The 16,139-nt window shown below is 64.2% G+C and carries 12 protein-coding genes; 6 read left to right on the forward strand and 6 right to left on the reverse strand.

Going from position 1 to position 16,139, the window contains the following annotated elements:
* Positions 1-2 precede the first annotated feature (2 nt).
* The 3 genes from L6D77_RS10135 to L6D77_RS10145 are packed head-to-tail and all read left to right on the forward strand — an operon-like array spanning position 3 to position 2,718.
* Complete coding sequence (locus L6D77_RS10135; protein ID WP_232883078.1) at positions 3-914, forward strand: glycine betaine ABC transporter substrate-binding protein; 912 nt, start codon at positions 3-5, stop codon at positions 912-914.
* Positions 911-1,564, forward strand: a complete 654-nt coding sequence (locus L6D77_RS10140; protein ID WP_153787441.1) for an ABC transporter permease — start codon at positions 911-913, stop codon at positions 1,562-1,564. The genes L6D77_RS10135 and L6D77_RS10140 overlap by 4 nt, the downstream gene beginning before the upstream one ends.
* Entirely contained in the window at positions 1,561-2,718 is a 1,158-nt protein-coding gene (locus L6D77_RS10145) for an osmoprotectant ABC transporter ATP-binding protein OsmV (protein WP_232883077.1), read from the forward strand. Before L6D77_RS10140 ends, L6D77_RS10145 begins: the two co-directional genes overlap by 4 nt.
* A 126-nt stretch (positions 2,719-2,844) precedes the next feature.
* Here L6D77_RS10145 and L6D77_RS10150 read toward each other — a convergent pair whose 3' ends face one another.
* The 3 genes from L6D77_RS10150 to L6D77_RS10160 form a co-directional block, all read right to left on the reverse strand.
* Positions 2,845-5,262: a TonB-dependent siderophore receptor gene (locus L6D77_RS10150; RefSeq protein ID WP_232883076.1), complete on the reverse strand. Its 2,418-nt coding sequence runs from the start codon at positions 5,260-5,262 to the stop codon at positions 2,845-2,847.
* A gap of 109 nt (positions 5,263-5,371) precedes the next feature.
* Positions 5,372-6,334, reverse strand: coding sequence for a FecR family protein (locus L6D77_RS10155; RefSeq protein ID WP_232883075.1), 963 nt, complete (start codon positions 6,332-6,334; stop codon positions 5,372-5,374).
* 17 nt (positions 6,335-6,351) lie between these two features.
* Complete coding sequence (locus L6D77_RS10160; protein ID WP_232883074.1) at positions 6,352-6,852, reverse strand: RNA polymerase sigma factor; 501 nt, start codon at positions 6,850-6,852, stop codon at positions 6,352-6,354.
* Between the two features lie 571 nt (positions 6,853-7,423).
* Here L6D77_RS10160 and L6D77_RS10165 point away from each other — a divergent pair.
* The gene (locus L6D77_RS10165) at positions 7,424-8,587 is read left to right on the forward strand and encodes a type III PLP-dependent enzyme (RefSeq protein WP_125860139.1); all 1,164 of its coding nucleotides are present in this window, start codon (positions 7,424-7,426) and stop codon (positions 8,585-8,587) included.
* Between the two features lie 54 nt (positions 8,588-8,641).
* Here the strand turns inward: L6D77_RS10165 and L6D77_RS10170 are convergent, their stop codons facing one another.
* From L6D77_RS10170 to L6D77_RS10180, 3 genes are all read right to left on the reverse strand, one after another.
* Positions 8,642-9,202, reverse strand: a complete 561-nt coding sequence (locus L6D77_RS10170) for a hypothetical protein (RefSeq protein WP_232883073.1) — start codon at positions 9,200-9,202, stop codon at positions 8,642-8,644.
* A gap of 122 nt (positions 9,203-9,324) precedes the next feature.
* Positions 9,325-10,092 carry a tetratricopeptide repeat protein gene (locus tag L6D77_RS10175; RefSeq protein ID WP_232883072.1) on the reverse strand — a complete coding sequence of 256 codons (768 nt, stop codon included), beginning with the start codon at positions 10,090-10,092 and terminating at the stop codon, positions 9,325-9,327.
* Between the two features lie 3 nt (positions 10,093-10,095).
* Positions 10,096-10,776 (reverse strand): Fe2+-dependent dioxygenase, encoded by a 681-nt coding sequence (locus tag L6D77_RS10180; RefSeq protein ID WP_232883071.1) that lies wholly within the window; start codon positions 10,774-10,776, stop codon positions 10,096-10,098.
* 222 nt (positions 10,777-10,998) lie between these two features.
* Between L6D77_RS10180 and L6D77_RS10185 the strand changes: the two genes are divergently transcribed.
* Both L6D77_RS10185 and L6D77_RS10190 read left to right on the forward strand, forming a co-directional pair.
* Complete coding sequence (locus tag L6D77_RS10185; protein ID WP_232883070.1) at positions 10,999-13,302, forward strand: TonB-dependent receptor; 2,304 nt, start codon at positions 10,999-11,001, stop codon at positions 13,300-13,302.
* Positions 13,303-13,551: 249 nt separating this feature from the next.
* Complete coding sequence (locus L6D77_RS10190) at positions 13,552-16,107, forward strand: sulfite reductase flavoprotein subunit alpha (protein ID WP_232883069.1); 2,556 nt, start codon at positions 13,552-13,554, stop codon at positions 16,105-16,107.
* Positions 16,108-16,139: the final 32 nt, after the last annotated feature.

A 16,139-nucleotide genomic window follows, 5' to 3' on the forward strand; every position in this document is an offset into this window, starting at 1 on the left:
CCATGAACAAGACAATCGCCTTGCTGCTGGGCGCGGCCCTGCTTTGCGCAGGATTTGCCCAGGCAGCGGAAAAACCGCTGATCCACGTCGGCGCGCGGATGTTCACCGAACAGACCGTGCTCGCCGAAATCACCGCCCAATACCTGCGTGCCAACGGCTTCGAGGTACGGGTGACCACCGGCCTTGGCAGCAACATCGCGCGCCAGGCACAGGAGACCGGCCAGCTCGACCTGATGTGGGAATACACCGGCGTGTCGCTGGTGTCCTACAACCATATCGACGAGCGCATGCCCAACGCAGACGCCACCTACGCCCGGGTGAAAGCACTCGACGCCAAAAAGGGCCTGGTCTGGCTGACCCCGTCGAAGTTCAGCAACACCTATGCCCTGGGCCTGCCCAAGCAGGTGGCCGAGGCCTATCCGCAGGTCAACACCATCAGCGACCTCAACCAGGTACTGCACGACGAGCACCAACGTCTGCACCTGGTAGCGCTGGACACCGAGTTCGCCAACCGCCCCGATGGCCTGGTCGGCCTGCGCGAGACGTACGGCCTGCCGCTGGACCGGCGCAATATCCGCCAGATGGATGGCGGCCTGGTGTACACCGCGATGCGCAACGACCAGGTGTTCGCCGGCCTGGTCTACACCACCGACGGGCGCCTGAACGCGTTCAACCTCAAGCTGCTCGAAGACGACAAGCACTACTTCCCCGACTACACCGCCGCCCCGGTGCTGCGCCAGGCCGTGCTCGATGCTCATCCGCAACTGGCCGCGCTGCTCAAGCCGCTGGCCGAACAGCTGGATGACGAGACCATGCGCCAGCTCAACGCCAAGGTCGATGTCGAGCACCAGAGCCCGGCCGTGGTCGCCGCTGCCTTTTTGCAAGCGCACCCACTCAGCGAGGTCACCCCATGAACCTGCTCGACACCTTCGCCCACCTGGACTGGGCCCAGGTCCTGCAACTGACCGGGCAGCACATCACCCTGGTCGGCATCGCGGTGGGCCTGGCGATCCTCGTCGGCGTGCCGCTGGGCATCCTGATGACCCGCTTCCCGTCACTGGCCGGCCCGCTGCAGGCCAGTGCCACGGTGCTGCTGACCATTCCGTCGATTGCCCTGTTCGGCCTGCTGCTGCCGTTCTACTCGAAATTCGGCCAAGGCCTCGGCCCGCTGCCGGCCATCACCGCAGTGTTCCTTTATTCACTGCTGCCGATCCTGCGCAACACCTACCTGGCCCTGACCAATGTCGAGCCGGGCATCCGTGAAGCCGCACGCGGTATCGGCATGACCTTCGGCCAGCGCCTGCGCATGGTCGAGCTGCCCATCGCCGTGCCGGTGATCCTCGCCGGCGTGCGCACCGCCGTGGTGATGAACATCGGCGTGATGACCATCGCCGCCACCATCGGCGCCGGCGGCCTGGGTGTGCTCATCCTCACCTCCATCAGCCGCAGCGACATGTCGATGCTGCTGGTCGGCGCCGTGCTGGTCAGCCTGCTGGCGATCATCGCCGACCTGCTCCTGCAAACCCTGCAACGTGCCCTGACTCCAGAAGGACTGCGCCCATGATCGAACTGAAGAACCTCAGCAAGACCTTCCACGCCAACGGCAAGGAGGTCAAAGCCGTCGACGCGGTCAGCCTCACCGTCAACGAAGGCGAGATCTGCGTGTTCCTCGGCCCTTCGGGCTGCGGCAAGAGCACCACCCTGAAAATGATCAACCGCCTGATCACCCCCACCTCGGGCCAGGTATTCATCAATGGCGAGGACACCAGCGGGCTGGACGAGGTGACCCTGCGCCGCCATATCGGCTACGTGATCCAGCAGATCGGCCTGTTCCCCAACATGACCATCGAGGAGAACATCACCGTGGTGCCGCGCCTGCTTGGCTGGGACAAACAGAAATGCCACGACCGCGCCCGCGAACTGATGAGCATGATCAAGCTCGAGCCCAAGCAGTACCTGCAGCGCTACCCGCGCGAGCTGTCCGGTGGCCAGCAGCAGCGCATCGGGGTGATCCGCGCCTTGGCCGCCGAGGCGCCGGTGCTGTTGATGGATGAGCCGTTCGGTGCGGTCGACCCGATCAACCGCGAGATGATCCAGCACGAGTTCTTCGAGATGCAGCGGGCGCTGAACAAGACCGTGATCATGGTCAGCCACGACATTGATGAGGCGATCAAGCTGGGCGACAAGATCGCCATCTTCCGCGCCGGCAAGCTGTTGCAGCTGGATCATCCGGACACCTTGCTGGCGCACCCGGTGGACGATTTCGTCAGCAACTTCGTCGGCCAGGACAGCACCCTCAAGCGCCTGCTGCTGGTGCGCGCCGAAGATGCGGCGGACAACGCGCCGTCGGTCAGTCCAGAAACGCCGGTGAACGATGCCCTGGAATTGCTCGACGAGCATGACCGCCGTTATGTGGTAGTGACCGACAGGCAGAACAAGGCGCTGGGCTATGTGCGTCGACGCGATATGCATCGCCAGCAAGGGACCTGTGGCGACTTCCTGCGGCCGTTCAATGCCACGGCCTCGTTTGATGAGCACCTGCGCATCCTGTTGTCGCGGATGTACGAATTCAACCGGGCGTGGTTGCCGGTGCTGGATGCCGAGCAGGTGTTTCTGGGCGAGGTGACGCAGGAGTCGATTGCCGCGTACCTGAGTTCGGGCAGGTCGCGGGGGGCTACAACCTGCATTGTTTCGCCGGCCGAGGCGGTGGTTTCCTGATAAAAAGCCGGGTGCGCTTCGCGCCCCTATCGCGGCACAAGGCCGCTCCTACAGGGGATTGCGTTCCCCTGTAGGAGCGGCCTTGTGCCGCGATAGGACCGCAAAGCGGTCCCAGCGATGTCGAATTCAGAACCCTACACTGGCCTGCACATAGAAGGTGCGCGGCTCACCCACATAGATCCCCGAGTTGTTGTCGCTGGAGCGGGTGAAGTACTGCTTGTCGAAGAGGTTCTTCACCCCCGCCGCCAGCTTCAGGTTCGACAGCTGCGGCCCGAAGGCATAGCCGCCCCGCGCATGCCAGGTCACGTACCCCGGAATATCGCCATACTGCCCATCGGCGCTCGGCTCGGTGATGTAGTTGCCGGTGAAACTGCCGTTTGCGTTCATCCCGGTGCCCGGCGCGCGCTGCTTGGATTGGGCATAGGCGTCCAGGTTCCAGGTCCAGCGATTGACTTCGTAGCGCACCCCGGCCGTGGCCACCTGGCGCGAGTAGAACGGCAGGTCGCGGCCCTTGAAGCCCGGGATCTCGCCTTCGTAGGTGGCGCGGGTGTAGGTGTACCCGGCATTCACCGACAGCCCTTCCAGGCGCGGGTCGATGCCGGCCAGGTCATAGCGCGCCGAAGCCTCGATGCCCTGGTGCTTGGTGGCCCCCAGGTTGGTCCAGCCAACGTCGTTGCTGATGTACTGCAGCTCGTCGTCGAAGTCGATGTAGAACGCCGTCAGCTCGCCGGCAAAGCCACCATCGTCATAGCGCGTTCCTACTTCGTAGGTCTTGGCCTTCTCCGGCTCCAGGCCGTTGGCGGTGCTGTCGCCGGTGCCACCCTGGCCCAGCTGGAAGTACTGCAGGCTGCCGAACGAGGTCTCGTAGTTGGCGAACAGTTTCCAGGCATCCGACAGGTGATACATCACGCTCAAGGCCGGCAGCGGCTCGTTGCTGGTGATGCTGCGGTTCTTTTCCGCCACCGGGCGGCGGTTGGCGTCGAGCACCGGGCGCTCGCGCCAGTCAGTGTTGATGTGCTCGAAGCGGATGCCCGGGGTGATGGTCCAGTTGCCCACGTCGATCTTGTCGTCGATGTAGTAGGCACTGGCCTCGGTGCCGCCGCTGCGGTCCTGGAACACGTGGCCGTCGGAGGTCGGGGTGACGGTCGGCACGTTGTCGATCAGCGCCAGGCGGGTGGATTGCTCGCGCATCGCTTCCTTGAGGTAGCGGTAGCCGACGCTGACTTCCTGGGTGGTGGGGCCGGCGAAGAATACCCGCGACAGGCGGGGTTCGATGGCGAAGGTGTGGTAGTTGCGCGGGTACGACGACAGGGTCTTCTGGTCACGTGCGGCAATGGCGCTGCCGCGGAAACTGTCGGTGTAGTAGGTCAGTACTTCGAACTGGGTGGCGTCGTCGAGCTGGCGCTGCCACTTGAACGACACGTCCTTGCGCCGGCCACTGAAGTAGTCGTAGTCACGCACCGACTGGAAGGGGTTCTGGTCGTACTGGGCCTGGGTCAGGCCACCGGGCATGTCGGCGCGGCCGTCGTAGTAGTGGAAGTTGAGCCAGAACTCGTCGACGTCGGTCGGTGCCCAGTGGGTCTTGAGCATCACATCGTCGATGTCGTTGCCGTTGTTGCTTTCACGGTAGCCGTTGCCGTTCACCCCGGTGTACAGCAGCGCCACGCCCATGCCGTTATCGGCGGTGCCACCGACGAAAGCCGATTCGGTGTGCTTCCAGCCGCCATCGCGCGACGTCTCCAGGGTGGTGGACAACTCGCCGCTGGCTTTTTCAGGGATGGCCCGGGTGACGAAGTTGATCACCCCACCGACGTTCTGCGGGCCATAGCGCACGGAGCCTGCACCGCGCACCACATCGATGCTGTCGAGGTTGCCCGAGGAGATCGGCGCCATCGACAGCTGCGGCTGGCCATAGGGGGCGAAGGCGGCCGGAATGCCGTCGATCAGCACGGTGGAGCGCGGCGACAGCCGCGAGGTAAGGCCGCGCACGCCGACGTTCAGCGACAGGTCGCTGCCGCCGGTGCCGTTGGAGTCCTGCACTTGCACCCCGGGGATACCCCGCAGGGCATCGCGCACATTCATCGTGCCCTTTTCCTGCATGGCCTCGCGGCGTACCACGGTGCGTGCGCCGGGGTGGTTCTGCACCACGCTCTGCTGGGCATCGCCCAGCCAGTCACCGACCACTTTCACATCGGTGGGCGCCAGCTCCAGGCTGCCGCTGGTGATCGTACCGGCCGCCTGAGCTGGCTTCACCACCACGGTGTCGGCCGATTGCTCATAGGTCAGGCCGCTGCCTTGCAACAGCTGCTGCAGCGCTTGCTCCGGCGCCAGGTTGCCGGACACCGCCGGGGCCTGCTTGCCGGCCACCAGCTCCGGGCTGAAGAACAGTTGCAGGTGGGTCTGCTGGCCCAGTTGCTTGAGGGCGGCAGCCAGCGGCTGGGCCTGGATCTGAATGCTGTCGGCGTAGCTGTTGGCGGCAGCGGCACTGACCACCAGGGCCAGCGCCAGGCGACGCAGCTGGAGAAGGGGCTTGTTGTTGTTCACGTCTTCGAGAAATCCTGAAAGGTCGGGATAAACGCCAACTGCATGCAAATGTAAATGCTTGGCAGTTGCAGCTGGCGGGGAAGACGAACGGCCGAAAAAAAACCTGAATCTATTTTGCAATTATTTCGCTGGAGCCATCGGCATGCTGCCGGATCGCCACCGGCAGAATGCTCGGCAAGGCGCGCAGCAGAGCATCGGGGTCGTCCGTGCTGAAGCTGCTCGACAGGCGCAGGCTGGCCACTTTGCCGGGGGCAACCCGTAGCGGTTGGGCACGGTAGCGCGACACTTCGACGACCACTTCGCCAAGCGGTGCGTTGTCGAATACCAGCTTGCCCTGGCGCCAGGCGGTGAGCGAATCGACGTCGATGGCATAGGGCGCGGCGACCTTGCCGTGGGCATCGATATGCGAACCCTGGCCGGCCCCCAACTGCGCCAGCCCATTACCTGCGCCTTGCACCCGCACCGAGCCCTGCTCCACTGCCACGCGGGTGCTGCCCGGGTCCTGGCGCACGTCGAAGCGCGTGCCGGTAACCGTCACCTCACCCTGGGCAGTGCTGACCACAAAGGGGCGGCTGCTGTCGTGGGCAACGATGAACATCGCCTCGCCCTGGCTCAGCCGCACATGGCGCCGGCCCGGGGAAAAGTCCACGTTCAGCTGTGTGCCGCTGTTGAGCTCCAGGTGTGAACCGTCTGGCAACTCGACCTGGCGGCGCTCGCCCAGGGCCGTTTGCAGCGCGTCCTGATGATTGAGCCGCTGGTAGTGCCAGCCGCTCCAGCCCAGACCAAGTGCAGCGATCGCCACGCCGGCCGCCAGCGCCTGGCGCAGCACCCGTCGGCGCGGCAACTGGCGCACCGGCTCAGGCGTGCAGAGCGCTTCCAGGCGTTGCCGCGGAATCAAGTCGGCGGCGCGCCACAACGCGGTGAGCTGTTGGTATTCCTCGCGATGCCGCGTATCTGCTTGCAGCCACTGCTGCAGGGCAGCCAGGAGCTCGGCGTCGTTCGGTGCGTCCTGAACCCGGGCGAACCAGGCCGCCGCCTGTTCACCGACGGGGTCGAACGCGTGCTGTTTCATCAATGGGGTCTCCTGACTCATCTGGCCGACACATCCAGGTGCTCACGCAGATGTCGGAGCGTGCGGATCATATACTTTTCGACCATGTTCTTGCTCAAGCCCATGCGCTCGGCGATCTCGGCCTGGCTCAGGCCTTCGAGCTTCTGCCAGACGAACACCTGCCGGCAGTTGAGCGGCAGTTCGGCCAGCGCCCGTTCGACGCTGTCGGCCAGCTCCAGGGCATGCACGTAGGCTTCCGGGTCATCCCCCGCCGCCGCTTCGTCGTCGAAACCTTCCAGCACCAGGGCCTGGCGCCGGTCTTCGCGGCGATAACCATCGACAGCGATGTTGCGGGCGGTCTGGTGCAGGTAGGCGCGTGGCTGCTCGACCTGATCGCGCGGATTTTCCAGAACCCGCACGAAGGCATCATGGGTGAGGTCCTCGGCCTGCTGACGACTGCGCAACTTGCGCGTCCAGGTGCCGATCAGCTCGTGATAGTGGTCGAGGAAGCCTTTGTGTCCGGACACGGTAGGGGTCATCAGGCAGGCAGATAAGGGTGCGAATAGTAATGTTTCTCATCAAAAGCGGCAATTCCGCCAGTCGGTAACAAAAAATTTATGACGGATTTCATGCACGGGAGTACCAGGGTTGTGTGGCCATAAATATGAACACCTCAGCCCTCTTCGCGGGTGAACCCGCTCCCACAGGAAATGCGCAATCCCTGTGGGAACGGGTTCACCCGCGAAGGGGCCAACCCGGTCTATTCCACAATATTTAACGCTTCAAACATCCCGGGGAACATCTGCCGGTCACACGAGTCGGTTATTCAGGTAACTGCTCGTCGATCCACGGCGAACCCACCGGGATTGCCTGTTGATCTTGCTGGAATCACGCCCTAAAGTGCGCGCCGAACGTCCATGCTGGAAACGATCCATCCGGCTCAAGTACTGACGACGAGACAGCAAGGTCACCCGCAGCCCCACCCTGGCACGGTTGACCTTTTTGCTTTCGGCGACATGCCTTGGGAAGTAGGCGAACCAAAGTGGGGATACGGAGGACGTTCAGTTTGCAGCCACTTATTTTTTCAGTTTGCCCATGGAGCCCTTGAGCATGTCGATCCAGGTCGAAGACTATTTCGCGCGTGACACCTTCCAGAAAATGAAGGCGTTCGCCGACAAGCAGGAAACCCCATTCGTACTCATCGACACCCAGATGATCAGCCAGGCCTACGACGACCTGCGCGCCGGGTTCGAATTCGCCAAGGTCTACTACGCGGTCAAGGCCAACCCGGCCGTCGAGATCATCGACCTGCTCAAAGAGAAAGGTTCGAGCTTCGACATCGCCTCGATCTACGAGCTGGACAAAGTGCTTGGCCGTGGCGTCAGCCCTGACCGCATCAGCTACGGCAACACCATCAAGAAATCCAAGGACATCCGCTACTTCTTCGAGAAAGGCGTGCGCCTGTTCGCCACCGACTCCGAAGCCGACCTGCGCAACATCGCCAAGGCCGCACCGGGCTCGAAAGTCTACGTGCGTATCCTCACCGAAGGCTCCACCACCGCCGACTGGCCGCTGTCGCGCAAGTTCGGCTGCCAGACCGACATGGCCATGGACCTGCTGATCCTCGCCCGCGACCTGGGCCTGGTGCCTTATGGCATCTCCTTCCACGTTGGCTCGCAGCAGCGCGACATCAGCGTGTGGGACGCCGCCATCGCCAAGGTCAAGGTGATCTTCGAGCGCCTGAAGGAAGAAGACGGCATCGAGCTGAAGCTGATCAACATGGGTGGCGGCTTCCCGGCCAACTACATCACCCGCACCAACAGCCTCGAGACCTACGCCGAAGAGATCATCCGCTTCCTGAAAGAAGACTTCGGTGACGACCTGCCGGAAATCATCCTCGAGCCAGGCCGTTCGCTGATCGCCAACGCCGGCATCCTGGTCAGCGAAGTGGTGCTGGTGGCACGCAAGTCGCGCACCGCGGTCGAGCGCTGGATCTACACCGACGTGGGCAAGTTCTCCGGCCTGATCGAAACCATGGACGAAGCCATCAAGTTCCCGATCTGGACCGAGAAGAAAGGCGAGACCGAAGAAGTGGTCATCGCCGGCCCGACCTGCGACAGCGCCGACATCATGTACGAGAACTACAAGTACGGCCTGCCGCTGAACCTGGCCATCGGCGACCGCCTGTACTGGCTGTCCACCGGTGCCTACACCACCAGCTACAGCGCGGTGGAATTCAACGGTTTCCCGCCGCTGAAGGCCTACTACCTGTAATGCCCGCAAGGACGCTTCGACACGAAGCGTCCTTTTTTCATCAGGCGAGCCCCATCACAACTGCGCAATCCCGGCCTGGTGAATCTGGATTCTCAGCTCCAGCGGTGCACCCTTGCGCGTGTGCGCCCTGCACTGCCAGCCCGCTCGGACTCTGGTCGACGCTTCATGGCACAAGCTTGCGCCATTGACATGCGACATTGCGAAGCCCCACGCCGGCCCCCCCATTTCGCTGACATGACGACGTTGGAACGGCTGGCCACCCCAGCTCAATAGCCATTCGCAGGACACTGCGGCGGCGGGTACGACACTCAGCCCGCCATCGCTGGCTACGGTCAGGCGTTTGCCATGATGAGGCTTGCCTGGTGCCCAGCAACGCACGTCGTAACGCTCCGGCTCTCCGCTGTTGAAGCAACCAAACCAGAAGCGCTCGTCGAGCAGCTCTCTGGCACCTTCGCACACATGAACTTCCGCGACGCGGCTGACATCGACGTACCCATGGTAAGCAACACTGGCCTTTGCCGGTTTGAGCTTACCTGCGGTCAGCGTGCCTACACCTTCGGTGATCACACAGGACAGCTCGGCAATGAATGAAGCGGCTTGATTGTAGGTGCTCATATTTACCTCGGGGTTTGCAAATGAGCACACATCATTGTGAGTAGACTGCAGCGGGATAAGCGGGAAATCTTGCTCACGCTCGAAGCCACAGCTCAGCCGCCGAGGGCACCGTGCTGGCCTAATCAGGTAGATTTTCCGCCGGCCAAGACCCGCCGCTCGAGCTCAGCGCAATAGTCCGCAGCAGCCCCTGCCAGCACTTCCCCGGCGCCCGACAATGTGCGCACGCTGCTACGCAGAAAATTCACGTTGCCCGACGTCCTCGCGTGCCCGAGCCAGGTCAGCGCTTCGGCCACCTCACCGCGCTCGACAAGCACCATGGCCAGGCTGAACATGCCACGGAAATCGCCCGCCTCGGCCGAGCGGCGATACCAGCGCACGGCGCGGGCCGGGCTGGCGGCGGTGGCGATACCCTGCTCCAGGTAACGGCCGTACAGGTTCATCGACTTGGCATGACCCAGCTGCGCAGCCTTCTCGTAGCAGGCCAGTGCCTGGGCCTGGTTCTGCGGCACCCCACGGCCAGTACTCAACAGGTTGCCCAGGTTGTACATGCCCCAGTCCAGCCCGGTGTCGGCGGCCTGCGCGTAGTGAATGGCCGCCTGGGCCAGGTTCACCGCGCCGCCCCAGCCATGCTCCAGGCAGCGCCCGAGCATGTTGTGGGCCATGCCATTGCCGCCTTGGGCGGCAATCTGGAACCAGCGCCGGGCCACCTCGGCATCCTGCTCGATGCCACGCCCGTCGAGCAGGATCTGCCCCAGCAGCAACTGCGCCTCGACCACGCCCTGCCCCGCTGCCGCGAGGATGGCCTGGGCGGCCTGGCCCGGGCTGTGCTCGAGCATGGCCTGCAGGCCGGCCAGGTCCACCAGCTGTTCACGACGCAACTGATAGGACACGGTTCAGACCTCGGCCCAACGGCGCAGCAGGTTGTGGTAGGTGCCCGTCAGTTGCAGCAGCGATGGGTGGTCCGGCACATCGGCGGTGAGATGGCGGATGGCGTTGTCCATCTCGAACAACAGCGTGCGCTGGCCGTCATCGCGCACCAGGCTCTGGGTCCAGAAGAACGCTGCATATCGGGCGCCACGGGTGACCGGGTTGACCTTGTGCAGGCTGGTGCCGGGGTACAGCACCATGTCGCCGGCCGCCAGCTTGACCTGCTGTACACCGTAGGTGTCCTGGATCACCAGCTCGCCACCGTCGTAGCTGTCCGGGTCGCTGAGGAACAGCGTCGAGGACAGGTCAGTGCGCACCCGCTCCGGGCTGCCCTTGGGTTGGCGCAGGGCATTGTCGATGTGGTAATCGAAATTGCCCCCTTGCTGGTAACAGTTGACCAGCGGCGGGAACACCTTGTGCGGCAGCGCCGCCGACATGAACAGCGGGTTGCGCCACAGCCGCTCGATCAGCGCGCTGCCGATCTCCTTGGCCAGCGGATTGCCTTCGGCCAGCTGCAGGTTGTGCTTGGCCTTGGCCGACTGGTAGCCCGCCGTGACCTTGCCATCTGCCCAGTCAGCCTGCTCCAGGGCCTGGCGGATACGCGAGATTTCATCGGCGTCGAACAGCCCGGGAATGTGAAGCAGCATGGCGGTGGCACCTGGCACAGGTATGGGGCGCCAATGATATTGATTCCCTTTTACCCTTCACAACCCCCTTTCTGACCAATCGACGTACGAACCCCTAAAAACCGTAAGGTGAAAATGTAAAGAATGTAAATTCCTGGCGAATGGTAACGCTTCTCAATTGTTCCTTACATTCGCTTACATTAACATCCGCGGCCTTCGATACCTTGGGGAAGGTCAATAACAATGCGCCACGTGCCAACCGCTGTCAGTTCACCACGCTTGCTCGCCTCGGCCATCGGCCTGGCGATCACCGCCACTTCCGCTTACGCTGCCGACCCGGCCGCCAACAACGCCATCACCCTCGACGCCACCAGCGTCAACGGCAAGGCCGAACAGGCGAACACCGAGTACAAGGTCGAGAAAGCCTCTTCGCAGAAGTACACCGCGCCCCTGGTGGACACGCCACGTTCGGTCACCGTGATCCCGCAGCAAGTGATCAAGGACACCAACGCCCTGAACCTGCAGGATGCCCTGCGCACCGTGCCCGGCATCACCTTCGGTGCCGGCGAAGGCGGCAACCCGCAAGGCGACCGCCCGTTCATTCGTGGCTTCGATGCCCAGGGCGACACCTACCTGGACGGCGTGCGTGACACTGGCGCGCAAACCCGCGAGATCTTCGCCATCGAGTCGGTGGAAGTGGCCAAGGGCCCGAACTCGGCCATCGGCGGCCGCGGCGCAGCGGGCGGCACCATCAACCTGGTGAGCAAGCGCGCGCACCTGGGCAACTCGCTGGACGGCGCCTGGACCTGGGGCAGCGACCAGACCCAGCGCTACACCTTCGACGGCAACTACCAGTTCAGCGACAGCATTGCCGGGCGCCTGAACCTGATGACCCACGAAAGCAATGTCGCCGGCCGTGACAAGGTCAACTACGACCGTTGGGGCATCGCCCCGTCGCTGGCCTTCGGCCTGGGCACGGCAACCCGCGTCAACCTCGACTACTACCACCTGGAAAGCGACGACCTGCCGGATTCGGGCATTCCCTACACCATTCCGGCCGGCGGCAGCAGCGCACGCACCTCGGCGCACCCGAGCAAGCCGTATGACGGTGGCGACAGCGACAACTTCTATGGCCTGACCGACCGCGACTTCCGCAAGTCGCGCGTGGACATCGCCACCTTCGCCATCGAGCACGACCTGACCGACGCGCTGACCATCAAGAACACCCTGCGCCACGGCAACAGCATGCAGGACTACATCCTCACCCAGCCGGACGACAGCCAGCGTAACGTCAACAATGGCAGCGTCTGGCGCCGTGCCAACACCCGCGTGGGCAACACCGCCACCACCACCAACCAGACCGACCTGTTCGGTGAGTTCTACCTGGGCGGCCTGAAGAACAGCTTCTCTACCGGCATTGAACTGAGCCGCGAAGAGAGCAAGCGCGAAAGCTACAACGTCGATACCAATACCAAGGGCGCAACCGCCACCACCTGCACCCCGGGCCTGATCGGCCCAGGCAGTGGCTACAACTGCACCTCGCTGGGCAACCCGAACCCGGATGATCCGTGGAACGGCGCCATCTCGCGCAACTACGCCGGCACCGACACCAAGAGCAACACCCGTGCCCTGTACGTGTTCGACACCCTTGAGCTGAGCCCGGCCTGGCTGCTGAACATGGGCCTGCGCTACGACCACTTCGATACCCAGTACCGCGGCTACAACGCCAATGGCAGCACCACGGTGAACACCAAGGGTGTCGCCGCCAAGGGCAAGGACACCAGCGAGTTCATCACCGGCCAACTGGGCCTGGTGTGGAAACCGGCCGACAACGGCAGCATCTATGTCTCCTACGCGACCTCTGCAACGCCACCAGGCGCACTGCTCAACGAGGGCATGGAAGCCAACCCGCTGGGCAACACCACCGACCGCTCCGGCAACCTGCTCTCCAGCGACATGGAGCCGGAAGAAACCACCAACTATGAAATCGGCACCAAGTGGGACCTGCTCGAAGAGCGCCTGTCCCTGACCGCCGCGCTGTTCCGCACCGAGAAAGAAAACGCCCGTGTGCAGGTCGGCACCACCAGCTACGAGAACGTCGGCGAAACCCGCGTGCAGGGTATCGAGCTGTCGGCCAGCGGCAAGCTGACCAACAAGTGGCAGGTGTTTGCTGGCTACACCTACATGCAGGCCCGCCAGATCGACGGCGGCCCGCTGGGCAAGGCCAACGACGGCAACCAGTTGCCGAACACCCCGAACAACAGCGCCAGCCTGTGGACCACCTACCAGGTCACGCCCAAGTTCACCGTCGGCGGCGGCGCCTTCTACGTCGATGACGTGTTCGGCAACGTGGCCAACACCACCATGGTCGACAGCTACGTACGTTACGACGCCATGGCCGCCTACAAGCTGACCAAGAACGTCGACCTGCAGCTGAACGTGCAGAACCTCACCAACGAGGTCTACTACGACAAAGCGTTCTCCACCCACTTCGCCAACCAGGCGGCGGGCCGGACCGCATTGCTGACCACCAGCGTGCACTTCTGATGTGAGCGCGGGGCTACCCGCTGAGAGGGTCGTTTCTGCGCTGGCCCTTTCGCGGGTAAACCCGCTCCTACAGGTATGCCACCGGGCCCGAGGGCGCCGCAGTACCTGTGGGAGCGGGTTTACCCGCGAAGAGGCCAGCACAGAAGACACAACGCCCCATCGCCGCCCCGTTCAGTTGCTTGAACGGGGCTTTTGCGTATCAAGGCATAATGCACGCCGCGCGGTAGGCGGCCAGACAAGGTGATCGATGTGTTGAAGAAGACGCTGTTCCAGGTGCACTGGTTGTTCGGCATCACCGCCGGCCTGGTGCTCGCGCTGATGGGCATCACCGGGGCCATCTGGTCGTTCCAGGAAGAATTGCTGCGGGCGTTCAACGCCGACGTACTCAATGTCGAAGTTCGCCAGGAAGGCGTGTTGCCACCGGCCGAGCTGGTGCGCCGGGTCGAAGCCGCGCAAGGCGACAAGGTCTCGATGCTGTGGGTCGACACCCGCGAGGGCAATGCCGCGCGGATCTTCTTCACCCCCGCGCCCGGTGAACGCCGTGGCGAATTGCGCTATGCCGACCCCTACACCGGCGAGCTCAAGGGTGAAGTGAGCGGGCTGGGTTTCTTCAACTTCGTGTTGCAGCTGCACCGCTTCCTGGCGGTAGGCGACACCGGCCGGCAGATCACCGGCGCCTGCACCCTGATGCTGATCTTCTTCTGCCTGTCCGGCCTGTACCTGCGCTGGCCGCGCAAAGCCCTCAACTGGCGGACCTGGCTGACCCTGGACTGGGCCAAGAAGGGCCGTGCATTCAACTGGGACCTGCATGCCGTGTTCGGCACCTGGTGCCTGGTGTTCTACCTGCTGTTCGCCCTGACCGGCCTGTTCTGGTCCTACGAGTGGTACCGCGCAGGCCTGAACAAGCTGCTGGCCGACCCACCGGCGGCCGGTGAGCAAAAGCGCGCGCAAGGCGGCGGTGGCCGCCATGGCCCGCCCAAGGTCGACAAGAACGCCCCGCCACTGGTGGTGGACTACGATGCCATCTGGGCCAACCTCAAGCAGGCGGCAGGCCCCGGCCTGTCCACCTACAACCTGCGGCTGCCGCCCGCTGGTGGCCAGCCAGCCACCCTGTTCTACCTGTTGCAAGGCGCCGACCACGAGCGCGCCTTCAACACCCTCACCCTCGACCCGGCCACCGGCCAGGTCAAGCGCCACCAGCGCTACAGCGACAGCTCGTTCAAGGCCCAGCTGCTGCAGAGCGTCTACGCCCTGCACGTGGGCAGCTACTTCGGCTTGCCGGGGCGGATCATCGTCACCGTGGCCAGCCTAACCATGCCGCTGTTCTTCGTCACCGGCTGGCTGCTGTACCTCGACCGCCGGCGCAAGAAGCGCCAGGTACGTGCCGCCCGCAGTGCCGTGTCGACAAGTAGCAGCAACGGCGACAGCTGGCTGATCGGGTTCGCCAGCCAGAGCGGCTTCGCCGAACAACTGGCCTGGCAGAGCGCCGGCCAGTTGCAGGCCGCCGGGCTGGCGGTGCAGGTGCGGCCGCTGGCCGAACTGGGCGAAGCCGAGCTGCGCCAGGCCAACCGCGCACTGTTCGTGGTGAGCACCTTCGGCGACGGCGAAGCGCCGGACAGCGCCCGCGCCTTCGAGCGCAAGGTGATCGGCAAGCCCTGGGCGCTGGAACACCTGGATTACGCGCTGCTGGCCTTGGGCGACCGGCAGTACCCGCACTTCTGCGGTTTTGCCCGACGGCTGCAGGCCTGGCTCGGCGAGCGTGGCGCCAGCAGCGCCTTCAGCCCGGTCGAAGTGGACAATGCCGACCCCGCCGCACTGCAACTGTGGCAGCAAGAGCTCGCCCAGCTGACCGGCGCGCACCCGGTGGCCGCCTGGCAGCCGCCGAGCTACGGCAACTGGCGCCTGAACCGCCGCGTGCTGCTCAACCCTGGCAGCCAGGGCGCTCCGGTGTACCTGTTGGGTCTGCAACCCGAGGTACCGGCGCACTGGGAGGCCGGTGATCTGGTTGAGGTGTTGCCGTGCAACGGCCAACCGCGCATCGATGCCTTGCTGGCAGGGCTGGGCCTTGACCCGCAAAGCCCGGTACAAGTGGAGGGTCTGCAGGAAACCCTCGTCCAGGCCCTGGCCAGCCGCCAACTGCCACGGAGCCGCGAGCACCTGGTGGGCCTGCACGCCCAGGCGCTGGTCGATGCGCTGATCCCGCTGAGTGCCCGTGAGTACTCGATCGCTTCCATCGCCAGCGATGGCGAGCTGGAACTGATCGTGCGCCAGGAACGCCACCCCGACGGCCACCTGGGCCTGGGTTCCGGCTGGCTGACCGAGTACCTGGCGCTGCACGGCACGCTCAGCGCGCGCCTGCGGCGCAACAGCGGCTTCCACTTGCCCGAGACCGCAGCGCCGATGGTGCTGATCGGCAACGGCACCGGCCTGGCCGGCTTGCGCAGCCTGCTACGGGCGCGCATTGCCAACGGCGAACAACGCAACTGGTTGCTGTTTGGCGAGCGCAACCGGGCCCACGACCTGCTGTGTGGCGAAGAGCTGCAAGGTTGGTTGGCCAAGGGCGACCTGCAGCGACTGGACCTGGCGTTTTCACGGGACCAGGCCGAGAAGGTCTATGTGCAGGATGTGCTGCTGCAACAGGGCGCCGAGTTCAAGCGCTGGATCGACGATGGCGCCTGTGTGTATGTGTGCGGCAGTTTGCACGGCATGGCTGCGGGCGTTGATGCGGCGCTGCAGGGGATGCTCGGTGAGGTGCGGGTGCAGCAGCTGATCGAGGATGGTCGCTATCGGCGGGATGTGTACTGATCAGCCTGTAGGAGCGGCCTTTCGCGGCACAA

The organism is Pseudomonas parasichuanensis, from assembly GCF_021601385.1.
Classification (GTDB): Bacteria; Pseudomonadota; Gammaproteobacteria; order Pseudomonadales; family Pseudomonadaceae; genus Aquipseudomonas; species Aquipseudomonas parasichuanensis.

Coding starts and splice junctions, on each gene's coding strand:
- L6D77_RS10165 (WP_125860139.1), top strand. CDS start 7,424: ATGTCGATCCAGGTCGAAGACTATTTCGCGCGTGACACCTTCCAGAAA.
- L6D77_RS10160 (WP_232883074.1), bottom strand. CDS start 6,852: ATGACCCCTACCGTGTCCGGACACAAAGGCTTCCTCGACCACTATCAC.
- L6D77_RS10135 (WP_232883078.1), top strand. CDS start 3: ATGAACAAGACAATCGCCTTGCTGCTGGGCGCGGCCCTGCTTTGCGCA.
- L6D77_RS10185 (WP_232883070.1), top strand. CDS start 10,999: ATGCGCCACGTGCCAACCGCTGTCAGTTCACCACGCTTGCTCGCCTCG.
- L6D77_RS10145 (WP_232883077.1), top strand. CDS start 1,561: ATGATCGAACTGAAGAACCTCAGCAAGACCTTCCACGCCAACGGCAAG.
- L6D77_RS10155 (WP_232883075.1), bottom strand. CDS start 6,334: ATGAAACAGCACGCGTTCGACCCCGTCGGTGAACAGGCGGCGGCCTGG.
- L6D77_RS10170 (WP_232883073.1), bottom strand. CDS start 9,202: ATGAGCACCTACAATCAAGCCGCTTCATTCATTGCCGAGCTGTCCTGT.
- L6D77_RS10140 (WP_153787441.1), top strand. CDS start 911: ATGAACCTGCTCGACACCTTCGCCCACCTGGACTGGGCCCAGGTCCTG.
- L6D77_RS10180 (WP_232883071.1), bottom strand. CDS start 10,776: ATGCTGCTTCACATTCCCGGGCTGTTCGACGCCGATGAAATCTCGCGT.